This is a genomic window from Chlorobium sp. KB01 (genome assembly GCF_001975465.1).
Lineage (GTDB): Bacteria > Bacteroidota > Chlorobiia > Chlorobiales > Chlorobiaceae > Chlorobium.
Genome location: NZ_MPJE01000019.1, coordinates 28,075 through 43,589 on the forward strand (window position 1 = coordinate 28,075; position 15,515 = coordinate 43,589).

Annotated in this window: 13 protein-coding genes and 4 tRNA genes; 1 reads left to right on the forward strand and 16 read right to left on the reverse strand. The window is 49.8% G+C overall.

Annotated features, from left to right (window positions below):
• Positions 1-56 precede the first annotated feature (56 nt).
• From rpoB to eno, 15 genes are all read right to left on the reverse strand, one after another.
• Positions 57-3,959: a DNA-directed RNA polymerase subunit beta gene (gene rpoB, locus BOO20_RS01480; protein WP_076789840.1), complete on the reverse strand. Its 3,903-nt coding sequence runs from the start codon at positions 3,957-3,959 to the stop codon at positions 57-59.
• Between the two features lie 213 nt (positions 3,960-4,172).
• Positions 4,173-4,547 (reverse strand): 50S ribosomal protein L7/L12, encoded by a 375-nt coding sequence (rplL, locus tag BOO20_RS01485; RefSeq protein WP_076789721.1) that lies wholly within the window; start codon positions 4,545-4,547, stop codon positions 4,173-4,175.
• A gap of 67 nt (positions 4,548-4,614) precedes the next feature.
• Complete coding sequence (gene rplJ / locus BOO20_RS01490; protein WP_076789723.1) at positions 4,615-5,133, reverse strand: 50S ribosomal protein L10; 519 nt, start codon at positions 5,131-5,133, stop codon at positions 4,615-4,617.
• A gap of 18 nt (positions 5,134-5,151) precedes the next feature.
• On the reverse strand, positions 5,152-5,841 hold the full coding sequence (gene rplA, locus BOO20_RS01495) for a 50S ribosomal protein L1 (protein ID WP_076789726.1): 690 nt from the start codon (positions 5,839-5,841) through the stop codon (positions 5,152-5,154).
• 71 nt (positions 5,842-5,912) lie between these two features.
• Complete coding sequence (gene rplK, locus BOO20_RS01500; RefSeq protein ID WP_076789729.1) at positions 5,913-6,338, reverse strand: 50S ribosomal protein L11; 426 nt, start codon at positions 6,336-6,338, stop codon at positions 5,913-5,915.
• A gap of 40 nt (positions 6,339-6,378) precedes the next feature.
• Positions 6,379-6,954, reverse strand: a complete 576-nt coding sequence (gene nusG, locus BOO20_RS01505; protein WP_076789732.1) for a transcription termination/antitermination protein NusG — start codon at positions 6,952-6,954, stop codon at positions 6,379-6,381.
• Positions 6,955-6,976: 22 nt separating this feature from the next.
• The gene (gene secE / locus BOO20_RS01510) at positions 6,977-7,168 is read right to left on the reverse strand and encodes a preprotein translocase subunit SecE (RefSeq protein ID WP_006367345.1); all 192 of its coding nucleotides are present in this window, start codon (positions 7,166-7,168) and stop codon (positions 6,977-6,979) included.
• Positions 7,169-7,213: 45 nt separating this feature from the next.
• A tRNA-Trp gene (locus tag BOO20_RS01515) sits at positions 7,214-7,286 on the reverse strand.
• 24 nt (positions 7,287-7,310) lie between these two features.
• Positions 7,311-7,383, reverse strand: a tRNA-Thr gene (locus BOO20_RS01520).
• Positions 7,384-7,404: 21 nt separating this feature from the next.
• Positions 7,405-7,486, reverse strand: a tRNA-Tyr gene (locus BOO20_RS01525).
• Between the two features lie 10 nt (positions 7,487-7,496).
• A tRNA-Thr gene (locus BOO20_RS01530) sits at positions 7,497-7,569 on the reverse strand.
• A gap of 69 nt (positions 7,570-7,638) precedes the next feature.
• Positions 7,639-8,460 (reverse strand): SDR family oxidoreductase, encoded by an 822-nt coding sequence (locus tag BOO20_RS01535; protein WP_076789735.1) that lies wholly within the window; start codon positions 8,458-8,460, stop codon positions 7,639-7,641.
• Between the two features lie 9 nt (positions 8,461-8,469).
• Entirely contained in the window at positions 8,470-10,509 is a 2,040-nt protein-coding gene (gene ispG / locus BOO20_RS01540; protein WP_076789737.1) for a (E)-4-hydroxy-3-methylbut-2-enyl-diphosphate synthase, read from the reverse strand.
• A gap of 27 nt (positions 10,510-10,536) precedes the next feature.
• Positions 10,537-10,845, reverse strand: coding sequence for a septum formation initiator family protein (locus BOO20_RS01545; protein ID WP_233120848.1), 309 nt, complete (start codon positions 10,843-10,845; stop codon positions 10,537-10,539).
• Positions 10,846-10,947: 102 nt separating this feature from the next.
• Complete coding sequence (gene eno, locus BOO20_RS01550; protein WP_076789740.1) at positions 10,948-12,261, reverse strand: phosphopyruvate hydratase; 1,314 nt, start codon at positions 12,259-12,261, stop codon at positions 10,948-10,950.
• 247 nt (positions 12,262-12,508) lie between these two features.
• Here eno and BOO20_RS01555 point away from each other — a divergent pair, with 247 nt between their 5' ends.
• Entirely contained in the window at positions 12,509-14,581 is a 2,073-nt protein-coding gene (locus BOO20_RS01555) for an elongation factor G (RefSeq protein WP_076789743.1), read from the forward strand.
• Between the two features lie 107 nt (positions 14,582-14,688).
• On the opposite strand, the gene BOO20_RS01560 is transcribed toward BOO20_RS01555, so the two are convergent.
• Positions 14,689-15,477, reverse strand: coding sequence for a polyprenol monophosphomannose synthase (locus BOO20_RS01560; protein ID WP_076789745.1), 789 nt, complete (start codon positions 15,475-15,477; stop codon positions 14,689-14,691).
• Positions 15,478-15,515 lie beyond the last annotated feature (38 nt).

The following is a 15,515-nucleotide window of genomic DNA, read 5'->3' on the forward strand; positions in this document are numbered from 1 at the left end:
GTTAAACGACTCTTTTTAACGTCCATTAATGATGTACACGCCAAATAAACACATTACTAAGGAACCCTGTCGTCAATACGAATCTCAAGACCAAGTCCCTGCAGCTCCCTGATAAGAACGTTGAATGATTCAGGGATACCCGGCTCGGGCAGGTTCTGGCCTTTAACAATTGCCTCATAGGTTTTGTTACGGCCGATCACATCGTCGGATTTAACCGTAAGCATCTCCCTGAGAATATTGGCTGCACCGTATGCCTCAAGAGCCCAGACCTCCATTTCACCGAACCGCTGACCACCGAACTGTGCCTTTCCGCCGAGCGGCTGCTGGGTAATGAGCGAGTATGGACCGGTTGAACGGGCATGGATCTTGTCATCGACAAGATGGCTCAGTTTAAGCATATAGATGTAGCCCACCGTTACTTCATCATCAAAGCGCTCGCCGGTACGACCGTCAAAGAGACTGACCTTTCCGTGAGCCGGAAGACCGGCTTTTTCAAGCTGCTGCTGTACCTCTTCATAGGTTGCACCATTGAAAATCGGTGTCTTGAACTTGACGCCGAGCTTTTTGGCTGCCCATCCGAGCGAGGTTTCATAGAGCTGACCGATATTCATACGACTCGGTACGCCAAGCGGGTTGAGCACAATATCAACCGGGGTGCCATCGGCCATGAAGGGCATATCCTCAATCGGCAGAATTTTACCGACAACGCCCTTGTTTCCGTGGCGTCCGGCCATCTTGTCACCGACCTGGATCTTTCTTTTCTGGGCGATATAGACCTTTGCAAGCTCTTCAATTCCCGGAGGAAGTTCGTCGCCGACATTGATCTTGTATTTTTCGTTTTCGCGCTCGTCACTCAGATCCTTCAGCTTGAAACGGAACTCCTTGACAAGACGCAGAATATTGTCGTTCACTTTTTCGGAAGCGGTCAGCCCTCTGGTGAAGTCGATAGACTCAAGGAAAGGCATGCTGCTGAATTTTGCCAGCAGCGCATCGTCAAACGCGGAGCCTTCAGCAATAAGAACCTTGCCCTTGTCACTGTTTATGGCAACCGACACAGCGCCTTCAAGATGCTGTTTCAGCCATTTTGCAAACCGCTTGCGCAGGTCATACTCCCTGTGATCGAACCGTTTGTCAACCGCCTCAAGTTTCTCCTTGACATCCATACCAACCTTTTTCTTGCGGCTGAAGAGCTTGGTCTTGATGACAATACCCTTCATGCCTGCCGGCACATGCATCGATGCATCCTTGACGTCACTGGACTTGTCGCCGAAAATAGCGCGGAGGAGCTTCTCTTCCGGTGTCGGATCACTCTCACCTTTCGGTGTGATCTTGCCGACAAGAATATCCCGCTCCTTAACCTCGGCGCCGAGACGGACAATGCCATTCTCGTCAAGGTTTCTGAGCGCATCCTCACTGACATTGTAGATGTCACGGGTAAACTGCTCTTCACCACGCTTGGTATCGCGAACGTTGGCCTCAAATTCATGGACATGAATCGAGGTAAAGACATCGTCATAGACAAGCCTTTCACTCAGAATGATAGCATCCTCAAAGTTGTAGCCACGCCATGGCATGAAGGCTACAAGAACGTTTTTGCCAAGAGCCAGCTCACCGTGGTCGGTTGAGGAGCTGTCGGCAAGAACCGAGCCCTTTTCAACACGGTCACCGATATGCACCATCGGCTTCTGGGAGATACAGGTATCCTGGTTCGAGCGCTTGAACTTGATCAGCTTGTAGGTTTTAAGACCTTCATCAGGATCAAGAAGCGAGAGGCGCACATCATTTTCAACACTGATATCGTAGCGTACCTGTACATATTCAGCCGTAACATCCTCAACAACACCGGTACCCTCGGCAACAATAACCGAGCGGGAGTCCCGTGCAACCTTGCCCTCCATACCGGTACCGACAACCGGAGCTTCGGAGGTGAGGAGCGGAACCGCCTGGCGCTGCATGTTTGCACCCATCAGTGCACGGTTACCGTCATCATGCTCAAGGAAGGGGATAAGTGCTGCGGCCGCACTGACAATCTGAACCGGAGAGACGTCCATATAGTTGACATCCTCGGCTGCAACAACGGGATAGTCACCCTTTGTCCTGACCTGAACCGTCTCAAGAGCGATCCGGTTATTGGCGTCAAGCGGTACGCTGACCGGAACCGTGATCTTGTTCTCCTCATCTTCAGCCGAAAGCATCAGCACCGTACCGGTTACCTGACCCTTGTCGACAACGCGGTAGGGGGTCTGGATGAAACCCTTGTCATTGATTTCGGCATAAACCGAGAGCGATGAGATCAGACCGATATTCGGGCCTTCCGGTGTTTCAATCGGGCAGAGCCTGCCGTAGTGCGTATAGTGAACGTCACGAACCTCGAAACCTGCACGCTCTCTGGTAAGACCGCCCGGTCCAAGTGCTGAAACCCTTCTCTTGTTGGTCATTTCAGCCAGAGGATTGGTCTGGTCCATGAACTGTGAAAGCTGACTGGTAGCAAAGAAGCTTGACACAACGCTTGATACGGTTCTTGCGTTGATCAGGTCAGCAGGTGCAATCTTGTCGGAGTCTCGTGAATTAAGCTTTTCACGAACATTCTTTCCCATCCTGGCAAGTCCGATCACGAACTGTGCCGCAAGCTGCTCGCCAACCGAACGAACACGCCGGTTCGCAAGGTGATCGACATCATCAACTTCGGCCAGGCCGTTGACAAGATTGATGAGGTAGTAGATAACCGAGATAATATCATAATGCGTCAGTACCAGAATATCCTCCCCTACAGGTTCGTCGGAAAAGGACTGGATGGTCTGAAGCGTCTTGTCATAAATAGCGTCAGAGAGCTTTTTCAGCTCCGGCTTTCCTGCCAGATAGCTCTCAAGCTCCTCAAACTCACGACCGAGCTTTTTCTTGATTCTGTAGCGCCCGACATCACCAAGATCATACTTTTTCTGGTTGAAGAAGGTACGCTCAAGGAAGCTGCGCGCCGCATCAATATCAGGTGCCTCGTTAGCCCTGAGCTCTTCATAGACAATTTCAAGCGCCTCCTCTTCGGTGGCAGAACTGTCATTGAGGATGGTATTGATAATGATCGACTTGTCCTTGCCTTTGTCTCCTCCGGCAAAGCTCTTCATCACCTTGACACTTTTATAACCGGCAGCAAGAATCTGCTCGAAAATTTCCTCCGTGATCGCCGTGCGTGCACTGACAACCTCGCCGGTCTGCATATCGACGATATCCGAAGCCAGATACTGGCCGACAAGCTGCTCTTTTTTGCCGACTTTGAGAGGAACCTCATCAACGAGGTCAAAGAGACCGAGTATATCCTCATCCCTTGTAAAGCCTATTGCGCGAAGAAGCGCACTGACCAGAAAGTTCTTTTTCTGGTCGATATAGACAAATATCTGATTATTGATATCGGTCTGAAACTCGATCCATGATCCTCTTGTCGGAACGATCTTGGCCGAATACATCTTTTTACCGTTCGGGTGAACCGCCTCACTGAAAACAACACCTGGTGAGCGATGAAGCTGGGCAACCACAACACGCTCGGCGCCATTGACAATAAAGGTACCCCGCTCGGTCATAAAGGGAATTCGTCCGAGGTATACCTCCTGCTGGATGGTCTCCTTCCAGTCGGTCTCGTCCGGCTCGTCCTTGTAGGAGAGCTTGAGCTTGACTTTCAGTGATACATCGTAGGTAAGCCCGCGTTCAATACAATCCTCAACGGTGTATTTGGGTTTGTCAAAGCTGTATGAAATATATTCAAGCAGATAGAGCCCTCTGGTATCCGTAATAGGAAAAGCGCTGCGAAGAACCCTTTCAAGTCCCTGATCCTTTCTCTTTGCGAGCGGAACGCTATCCTGCAGAAAATTATGAAATGAGTCTAACTGAACTTTTAAGAGATCGGGCGGCTCTATAATACTTTGGATTTTGGAAAAGTCAATACAGGGTGTTGTCGCATCAGCCACTTTCACATGCACCTCGCTTTTATCAATTGCATGAATTACTTACAGATTAAGTCAGAACAAAGCTCTACAGAAACTTTGCCGGTCACATAAACAGCCGGATCACCTTAATCGTATCATCACAGGAACTCTCATCTAAACGGAACTAATACAAACGGACAAAGCTCCGTTTCTGAACGAAACGGAGCTTGCTGTAGTAATGACTCTTTTTAAAGATTACTTCAACTCAACAGATGCGCCTGCGTCTTTCAGCTCTTTGGCTATCTTTTCAGCCTCATCTTTCGATACAGCTTCCTTGACAGTCTTCGGTGCGCCATCTACAAGATCCTTGGCCTCTTTCAGTCCAAGACCGGTAAGGGCACGAACGACCTTGATGACGTTGATCTTGCTTTCGCCAGCGGCGGTCAGCACAACATCAAACTCGGTCTGCTCTTCCTTGGCAGGTGCATCAGAAGGAGCTGCTACAGCAACACCGGCAACAGCGACAGGAGCTGCGCTGACACCAAACTTTGTCTCCAGAGCCTTGACCAGTTCAGAAGCCTCTGTGAGCGTCAACTTACCAATTTCCTCTACAAGTGTTTCGATAGACATTATTCCCCTCTCTTGTTTAATTTACAATTATGATAATTTCTGAGTGCGTAATAGTTTGGTTGTACCGTTACTGCTTCTGCCTGGCAACCTGATCGAGTACCGATACGAGGTTCCTTGCAATCGCATTAACAACGATCGGCACAGAACTCACAACATTGTTGATCAATCCGGCTGCACGACCGACATTTTCCGTCTTGGTCAGCATTTCAGAGAGCGCTGGAAGCGAATCGGCTCCAAAAACGACTCCATCAATGGCTGCCATCTTGAACTTCAGCAGTTCATTGGTTTTACTGAACTTCCTGATGACTTTTGCAGGCGCAAGCGGATCATCATATCCGAATGCAACGGCTGTTGTGCTTTTCAGACCGGCGGCAAGCTTGTCAGCTCCCTCCAGATCCTTCAGCGCTTTCTTAATGAGTGTATTCTTGACAACACGGTACTCAACACCGACTTTTCTGAACTCACCGCGAAGCTCCGCCATTTTCGCTACGCTCAATCCCTGGAATTCCGTCAGATATATACCCTGTGAGCGGTTGACCTTCACAGCTACATCCTGAACGATCTGCTCTTTTCTATCTCGCTTCATTCGTATAAACCGTTTTTATTAGGCGACAAATTTTTCCTTTTTAACCTTCACGCTCGGGGACATGGTGCTTGAAAGCGCAATGCCCTGGACATACTGGCCCTTGGCTGCCGATGGCTTCAGGCGAACAATTTCACGAAGGAAACTGTTGATATTGACTACCAGCTCATCAGAACCGAAAGAGACCTTTCCGACCGGAGCATGAACATTTCCGGCTTTATCAACCCTGAATTCGATTTTACCAGCCTTGACATCCCTGACCGCCTTGGCCACATCCATGGTGACGGTTCCGGACTTGGGATTCGGCATCAAACCGCGTGGTCCAAGAATTTTGGCTACCTTGCCAAGCTGACCCATAACATCGGGAGTGGCAATAATCACATCAACACCGGTCCACCCTTCCTGGATTTTCTCGATATACTCCTCAAACCCGACCATGTCAGCTCCGGCCTCTTTTGCCTCCTCAACCTTGGCCTCTTTGCAGACAACCAGAACTGAAACCGTTTTACCGGTTCCGTGCGGAAGCATAACCGTACCGCGAACAACCTGATCAGCATGACGGGGATCAACCCCGAGCTTTACCGCGATATCGATAGTCGCATTGAACTTCGAATCGGTAATCTCCTTTACCTTCTCCACAGCATCACCGAGATCGTACTCCTGGAGACGATCAACCTTCAATGCTGCATTCCTGTATTTTTTTCCAGCCATTGTTTATCTCTTGAAAAGTGGTAAAAAAAGCGGCTTTTGAGGGCCTCCCACAACCTTGAACCTGAAAATAATCAACCCTCGACAACGATTCCCATACTTCTTGCTGTACCGGCAATCATCTCCTCGGCACCTCTGAGATCAACCGCATTGAGATCGGGCAACTTCAGCTCGGCTATTCTGCGAACCTGCTCACGCGATACCGTTCCAACCTTGTTGCGGTTCGGCTCGCCGGAACCCTTTTTCAGCTGCGCCTCTTTAAGAAGCAGAACAGCAGCCGGCGGGGTTTTGGTGATAAACGTGAACGACTTGTCAGAATACACCGTAATCACCACAGGAATGATCATTCCCGATTCAGACTGGGTCTTTGCATTGAACTGCTTGCAAAACTCCATGATATTGACACCCTTCTGACCAAGTGCGGGACCTACAGGAGGAGCGGGATTTGCTGCACCAGCGGGGATCTGAAGCTTGATAAATCCGATTACCTTTTTTGCCATAATCTATTTCTATTCAGAAGCTTAAATTACTTAAGCCCTATTATTGGGAAACTGACTTAACCTGTGAAAAATCAAGCTCTGTGGGCGTGCTGCGACCAAAGAAACTTATCATAACCTTAACCTTCATCCTCTCGGTGCATACCTCATGGACAACCCCGGTCAGCGAACTGAACGGACCGTCTATAACCTTGACAGAATCACCAACCTTGAACGGCGACTCAATAACCGAGCGGTGCTCAATAGTATTCTCCGGCTCCAGAATCTTTTCGACCTCATCAGGACGGAGCGGGATCGGATTATCATCCACACCCAGAAAACCCATCACGGAAGGAATATCGAGAATCAGATTTCTTGTCTGCTTGTCAAGCACAGCTTCAATAAGCACATAACCCGGAAAGGCGTTCTTGGTAAGACTTCTTTTTTTACCGTTCTTGACCTCCACAAAGCGCTCATAGGGAACATAGACCTGTAGAATCTTGTCGGCAAGATTACAGCGAGCCACCTCAGCATCTATGCCCTCTTTCACCTTGCGCTCATGGCCAGAATAAATCCTGAGTGCATACCAGCGTGCAACCGGAACACCCTGAATATCGACTTCCTTTTTTCTTGCGCTCATCAATTCACCTTAACTCTGTTTCTTACAATAACTTTCCCATAACGAAATTTATGACCCAGTCGACAAGAAACGTAAACAAGGCAAGTATACCTGAAACCGTCAGCACGACAATCGTCAAATCCTTTATCTCTTCCTTGCCCGGCCAGACAACCTTCCGCATCTCATTGATCACATCGCGATAATACTGACCCGCTTTACCGATATAATTACTCATGAATAAGAATCCGGAATAAACTACAGTGATATACCTCTCTTCATGCACGTCAGGAGGGAATCGAACCCCCAACCTGCGGTTTTGGAGACCGCTGCTCTACCAATTAAGCTACTGACGTATCCAACAAAACCCCAAGAACCTGAGCTGATGATCGGACTTGAACCGATGACCTCTTCCTTACCAAGGAAGTGCTCTACCGACTGAGCTACATCAGCATAACACACGAAAAAAGAGTGTGGGTAGGGGAGGATTCGAACCTCCGAAGACATAGTCGACAGATTTACAGTCTGTTGCGTTTAACCACTTCGCTACCTACCCGATAATCCAGAGCTGGTGATGGGACTCGAACCCGCAACCTGCTGATTACAAATCAGCTGCTCTACCAATTGAGCTACACCAGCAGCTCTTTCAAAAAACAGGGCAGGTAATATACTGAGCGATTTTAATTATACAAAGAAAAAAGGAATAATTTATCTATCACTCCTTATCCCTGCAAAAAAACCTGCAAGCCCTATCGCCATCCCTCTGGAAGCGACCCTCTGGGAGTAGACCAGAACCTTGTCAAGCAGGGTGGGATAGACAAGCCTCCTGTTTTTCATCAAGCCTTTAATTGCCGCTTCAACAACAACTTCCGGCTTGTAAACCGGCAAACGTATCTGCGTCCGGTTATGACCGGAATGTTCAAAAATATCGGTATCAGTGAAGCCCGGACAAACCGCGGTAACACTGATTCCACTCTTTTTCAGCTCAGCATGAAGCGCTTCGGAGAGGGTTATAATAAATGACTTCGTCGCAGAATAGAGTCCGAGACCCGGAACTCCCTGAAATCCGGCCAGTGAGGCAATATTCATAATTGCGCCCTGTTTTCTCTGCACCATATCGGGCAGAAAGAGCCTGGTGAGTTTCGCCAGCGTCAGCATATTGACCATTACGATCTCATCCAGCTTTTCCTCCGGGATGTCACTGAAATCACCGGCACGCGAAAGCCCGGCACAATTAATGAGCAGATCGACCTCGGTATGGCGGAGGTGGCAAAACTCAAGGATTCGTTCGGGGCTCCCGGGGTCACGCAGATCGGCAGGATAGACCTCAACCCTGATACCGCAACTCCGGCGAAGTTCTTCAGCCAGCATATGCATGGCGTCGGCTGAACGGGCGACAAGCACAAGATTTCGGCCTCTTTTGGCAAATTCACGGGCAAAGAGCGCTCCTATACCCATGGATGCACCGGTAATCAGCACATAACGCAGGGAACAATCCGCAGCAAAGGGATTATAGGGCGGCATAGCCATGGCGCTCCGTTATACCGGATCAACCCATTTTCCTCGTTCTTTGACCAGCTCGATGAGGCGGTCGACGGCGATCTTCTCTGAAATATTTTCATCGACACACTCTCGTCCTACATAGAGATTGATGCGGTTTTTCCCGGCTCCGACATATCCGAAATCAGCATCGGCCATCTCTCCGGGGCCATTGACAATACAACCCATGATGCCGATCTTCAACCCCTTGAGATGAGCCATTCTCTTTTTTATGGAGGCCGTTGCCTGTTCAAGCTCAAAGTAGGTTCTGCCGCAGCCGGGACAGGAGATGAATTCGGTTTTGGACATTCTGACTCTTGCACCCTGAAGGATATTGAAGGCAAGATTGACCTCGTCATCCACAGAGAGCCCGGTTTGGAGTGCGAGCATATCACCGATACCGTCACAAAAGAGCGTCCCGGTCTGAACGGAACTGCTGATCAGCGAGTCAAGCCGTTCCGCAGCACTCTCCCTGTAACGAACAATGATCGGATAGTCCAGTGAACGGCTGTTGAATGCCTGAACAAGACGCCGGGTGGCAAAGAGCGCATCGTTTGACTGTACGGAAAAAAAGAGCCGTTCACACCGCTCCCGGTGCAGTTGTTCAGCAAGATGCAGAAGAACCCCGGCGGGGGCTGAGGATGTCGCCTGTTCATGAAGAAAACAGAGCTCAACAGCGGCAAGGCGCTCACCCTTAAGATGGCTGAGAAGCTCTTTATCAAGCCGTTCACCCTCAACAATATCAAACCTTGCTTTTGAAACTCTATCAAGCAGACGAACAAAAAGGGAGTGATCACCCGTTGAAGCAGCAACAAAACGGGCATGATCCCCGAGTCTTGCCTGAAGCTGCTCAAGATGGTCAAGATCCTCACTGCTCTCCACACGTACAGAGACCAGCTCCGAACGGATTGCATCCTGCGGTTTTTCGGGTGCAAGCCTTTTGAGCGCCTCCGCATAAACCTCGTCCATTTTAGAGAGCGGGGTGTGGAGCGCTGTTTCCACTCGCACCGTCTCATCACCCCCAACCCTCATCCCTGCAAGTTCAACCTTGCGAGAGAGACGACGCTGATAGCTGAATGGCGAGAACGGAGGCTTCTCCTGGGAAGGGTTATGGCTATTACGGTTTTCAACAACCTGACCTATGGGAATATGACCCCTGTCACCCTTGACAAGCTGGAAATCGTTATACTTTTTCACGATCGCAAAACCGACAGGAACTTCGTTAACCGGATCCTCAGTCAAAGAGACCCGGATGGTATCACCAAGACCATCCTCAAGAAGCGCTCCGATACCCATAGCCGACTTGACCCGGCCCTCATCACCATCCCCGGCCTCGGTGACACCGAGATGAAGCGGATAGGCATGTTTAAGCTCCCCGTCCGCCTTCTCAACCAGAAGCCGGTAAGCCTGAATCATCACCCGGACGTTTGAGGCTTTCATCGAAAAGAGGATATCGTAATAGCCGAGATCTTCACAGATCCTTGCAAACTCCAGAGCGGCTTCAACCATCCCCTCCGGTGAGTTCCCGAACCGGCTGACAATACGGTCGGACAACGACCCGTGGTTGGTACCGATTCTCATTGATACACCGAATTGACGGGCTTTCTCTACAAGGGGAGTAAATTCGGTACGGACATGTTCAATCTCCTGGAGGTACTCCTCTTCCGAATACTCATCGCTTGAGAACTTCTGGCGTGTAGCATAGTTACCGGGATTGACGCGAATATTTTCCACAAATTCAACCGCTTTAAGCGCAGCTTTTGCCGAAAAGTGAATATCGGCAACAAGCGGCGTAGCAATACCGTCACGACGGAGTTGATCCCGAATGTTCCTGAGATTTTCAGCGTCCTTTTCGGTAGGAACGGTAAGACGGATAATCTCGCACCCGGCTTCATAAAGCCTTCGGCACTGGGCAACAGTTGCCACGGTATCCATGGTATGTGTATTGGTCATGGACTCTACCCTGACAGGCTGATAGCCTCCCAGTACCAGGGCTCCAAAAGGGACTTCCCTGGTTAAACGGCGACGATACTGATACATTGAATGGTAGAACGCTTGGATGAAGAACTATTTATCGGTAATGATAAAGAGGGTTTCACCCGGTTTACGGAAATTATATTTCTCCCTTGCTGCGGCCTCAATACTGTCAGGATCGTGAGCATGCTGGATGCGAAGCTCATTGGCGATGATTCTCTTCTGCTCAACTTTCAGCCGTTCCTCAAGCTGGCGATGCTCCACCTCCATGCGGACTCTTTTCACAACACCAAAGTCATCAAAAAGAAACCAGATCACAATAAAAGCAAACGCCACCCTGAAAAAATACTTTTTCGGGTTCAGAAGGATTTGCTCCCATATGGTGTTAAATATCTTCTTCAAGTCACAAAACGCTATGGTTGGCCGGGTAGTGCAGAGGTAAAAAAACGGACACCGGTATAAATGCAGGGAACCCTTTCAGCAAAAGGGTTCCCTGCACACTATTCAGACTCTGAAGGCTCTCTTTCCGGGATAACGGGCCTGATCACCAAGCTCCTCTTCAATGCGAAGCAGCTCATTATACTTTGCCATACGGTCCGAACGGGACATGCTGCCGGTCTTGATCTGGCCGGCATTGGTCGCTACAGCAATCTGGGCAATCGTGCTGTCCTCGGTTTCACCGCTTCGATGACTGATGACTGAGGTGTAACCATTGGATTTTGCAAGATCAATAGCCTGAAGGGTCTCGGTAAGTGTCCCGATCTGGTTGACCTTGATCAGGATGGAGTTGGCTACACCGCGCTCAATACCATCAGCAAGCCGTTTGCTGTTGGTCACAAAGAGATCGTCGCCGACAAGCTGTACGCGTGAACCGATCTTGTCGGTCAGCATCTTCCAACCCTCCCAGTCATCTTCAGCCATACCATCCTCAATGGAGATAATCGGGTAGTCACTGGCCCACTTCTCCCAGTACTCCGCCATCTCCTGTGAGGTCAGCTCCCGTTTGGATGATTTCTTGAAGACATAGCGCTTCTTTGCGGAATCGTAAAATTCGGAACTTGCAGGATCAAGGGCAATCATAACCTGTGCTTCGCCGAGCCCGCCCTTGTCGGTCGGAGAACCTGCCTTATAACCGGCTTTGCCGATAGCCTCAATAACCAGTTCAATGGCCTCTTCATTTGAGCGGAGGTTCGGAGCAAAACCGCCCTCATCACCGACAGCGGTACTCAAACCCTTGCTTTTCAGCAGAGCCTTGAGCGCGTGAAATATTTCAGCACCGCAACGCAGCGCGTCAGAGAAGGTGTCGAAGCCTGCCGGCATGATCATGAACTCCTGAAAATCAACCGTATTATCAGCATGTGCTCCACCGTTCAGCACATTCATCATCGGAACGGGAAGCGTGTTGGCCATCGTTCCGCCTATGTAGCGGTAAAGCGGAAGTCCGGTGTACTCTGCACCGGCCCTGGCACAGGCAAGTGAAACACCAAGCAGGGCATTTGCTCCAAGTTTCGCCTTGTTCGGCGTACCGTCAAGAGCAAGCAACGCTTGATCAATCTCCTCCTGCTCGGTCACAAGCATTCCCTCAAGCGCATCATTGATAACGGTATTGACATTGTCAACAGCCTTGAGTACCCCTTTTCCAAGATAGATGTCCGCATCGCCGTCCCGGAGTTCGACAGCTTCATGGATACCGGTAGAAGCGCCGCTGGGTACAGCGGCCCGGCCGAAGGAGGTTTCGGTATAGACATCAACTTCAACCGTTGGATTTCCCCTTGAATCAAGGATCTGACGAGCAAGAATCTTCCTGATAATTGGCATAACGAAATATATTTATTGTTGTTATGAGCGTACTGCATAGGCCGGAGCTGAACGGTGATTATGGTTCAGCCATGAATTGAAAATATATCCTTTTTTCTCAACCATTTCATTGTTCACCCGGCAGCAAATAGTACTTTTTTTTGTTAATTACTTCTCGGGCGGTTTTCATTTCACAAAATGATTCCGCACCGCATTTATCGAACACCGACCGGAGAGGTCATCATTAATTCAACAAAGGAGTTCTGCCATGCATGCAGTACAGCCGGATCAATTGAGAAACATTGTTATTACTGGTCATACCGGAAGCGGCAAGACCATGCTTTGCGAATCACTTGCTCTCTCCATGGGAGTAATAAATCGCCTCGGAAGTATTGAAGACGGAAACACGCTCTCGGATTACTCAAATGATGAAATCGAGCGCCAACACAGTCTGAACACCTCCCTCATTCACGGGTTCTGGAACGAGCAGAAAATAAACATTATCGATACACCCGGTCTGCTTGACTTTCACGGTGATGTCAAGTCCGCCATGCGGGTGGCCGATACCGTACTCATGACCGTCAATGCCGCAACCGGCGTTGAAGTCGGCACGGATATCATCTGGGATTATACCGGTGAGTACTATAAACCGGTCATGTTCATCCTGACAAAACTCAATGCCGAAAGAACCAGCTTTAACAATACGGTGCAGGAGCTTCGGGATCATTTCGGCCACCTTGTCACACCCATTCAATTTCCCGCCGAAGAGGGTATCGGACATCATACCCTTATCGATGTCCTGATGATGAAGCAGATAGAGTTCAGTCCGGATAAACCCGGCAGCATGACTATCTCCGAGATTCCGGACCTCTATCTGAAGCGTGCCGAAGAGATGCATCAGGAGCTTGTTGAAGCGGTTGCAGAAACCGACGAAGAGCTGATGAACCGGTTTTTCGAAGTCGGAAACCTTACCGAGGAGGAGCTGCGCTCAGGAATCAAATCGGCTCTGCTGACCAGAACCTTTTTCCCTGTTTTCTGCACCTCACCGCTCCATCTTATCGGTTCGGAACGCCTCCTGAACGCAATCGTCAACCTCTGCCCCTCACCGATTGAACGCGGACCTGAACACACTATCTGTACGGTCGATGAGAAAGAGAATCTTCTGCAGCCGGACCCGAACGGCCCCACCGTTGCATTTATTTTCAAAACCATGTCGGAACCCCGTATCGGAGAGATCTCCTTTCTGCGGGTCTATTCGGGACATCTTGAAACCGGACATGAACTGATTGATGTTCAGACCGGACAGATTGAAAAACCGGGGCAGGTATACACCATGCTCGGCCAGAAAAAAATCCCCGTTGACAAGCTCCTCGCCGGAGATATCGGTATGGTTGTCAAGCTCAAGGATGCCCACACCAATGATACCCTTGCCGACAAAGGAACGCTCTGCAGGATCAGTCCGATCAAGTTTCCGGTACCGGTACTGGCCACGGCCATCATCCCGCTCACCCAGGGTGATGAAGACAAAATCTCATCCGGCCTGCACCATCTGCATGAGGAGGATCCGAGTTTTGCCATTGATCATGATGTTGAGTTTAACCAGACCATACTGAAAACCCTTGGTGAAACCCACCTTGAAACCATCATCAGCCGCCTTCAGGCAAAATTCAATGTCAAGGTTGATATCTCCCCCATCAAGATCCCTTACCGTGAGACCATTCGTGTTCCCTCCTCAGCCCAGGGGAAGTATAAAAAGCAGTCCGGCGGCAGAGGGCAGTATGGTGATGTCTGGGTTCGTCTGGAACCGGTAGTGCGTGACTCGGGATTCAGCTTTGCAAGCGAAGTGGTCGGTGGTGTTGTGCCTACACGCTACCTCCCTGCTGTTGAAAAAGGACTGCATGAAGCCATTGAGCACGGTATCCTTGCCGGCTATCCGGTGGTTGATCTTAAAGCAGTGGCCTATGACGGCTCTTTTCACCCGGTTGACAGTTCAGAGTTTGCCTTTAAAATTGCAGCAAGTATGGCATTCAAGGCCTCTTTCGAAAAGGCCAAACCCTTCCTGCTTGAGCCGCTCTACTCCCTGACCGTCTATGCTCCGGATCAGTACACCGGTGAAATTGTCGGTGATATTTCCAGCAAGCGTGGGAAAATACTCGGTATGGAGGCTGATGTCAGGATGCAGATCATCCGGGCTCTTATTCCCCAGGCAGCACTGACTCCGTTCCATCATGCGCTTACTCGCCTGACCCAGAGCCGGGCAAGATATACCTACAGCTTCAGCCATTATGAGGAGGCACCGCCCGATATCGCACTGAAGATTATCGCCGATAAAGGGGCATAAAAGAATCCCCGGAGGGGCAGTCCGGAAGGTCGGAACTGCCCCTTCTTTTTTGTCATTTCGAATCCTGCGCAGCTGGTGAGAAATCCCCATGACGCACAGTTCAGCCCCTACAGGAGGCCGAATATTGACTTTATCTTCAGCAACCAGACTATCCGGATAGCTTCACGGATATTCTGTTTGGTCATTTTTGATTTCCCGACGGTGCGGTCAACAAAGACAATAGGCACCTCCCGTATGGTGAACCCTTTTTTCCATACTCTGAAATTCATCTCGATCTGAAACGAGTAGCCCTGGGAATTTATCCGGTCAAGATCAAGCGAACGCAATACTGCTGCAGAGAAACATTTGAATCCACTGGTCGGATCAGCGACCGGCAATCCGGTTATCATGCGCGTATAGATACTGGCAAGTTTTGAAAGGATGAGGCGGCCAAGCGGCCAGTTGACAACATTGACCGTATTATTCATGTAGCGGGAGCCGACAACCAGATCAGCACCCGTCATCGCAGAAAGCAGTTCCCGGATCATCACCGGATCGTGTGAATAGTCTGCATCCATTTCAACAACATACCGGTAGTTGTGCTCAAGGGCGTAACGGAAACCGGTAAGGTAAGCCGTACCAAGCCCCAGTTTTCGTTCCCGTGTGATCATGTGCAGACGTGGAATCACGGTTTGCAGTGATCGCACAATATCCCTTGTTCCGTCAGGAGAGTTGTCATCAATCACCAGCATCTCGACAGTTGAGGGGTAAAGCCGTTCCAGATCGTTCAGCAGCCTGCCAATATTTTCAGCCTCATTGTAGGTTGGAATGATGACCAGTACACTGTTCTGCGTTACAGCATCGTCCGTATGTAAACTTCCGGATTGTTCCGGCTGTAAGGAATAAGTATCCTGCATGAGAGAAGGTGATATTCGAAAAAAAAAGCATTGCTCCG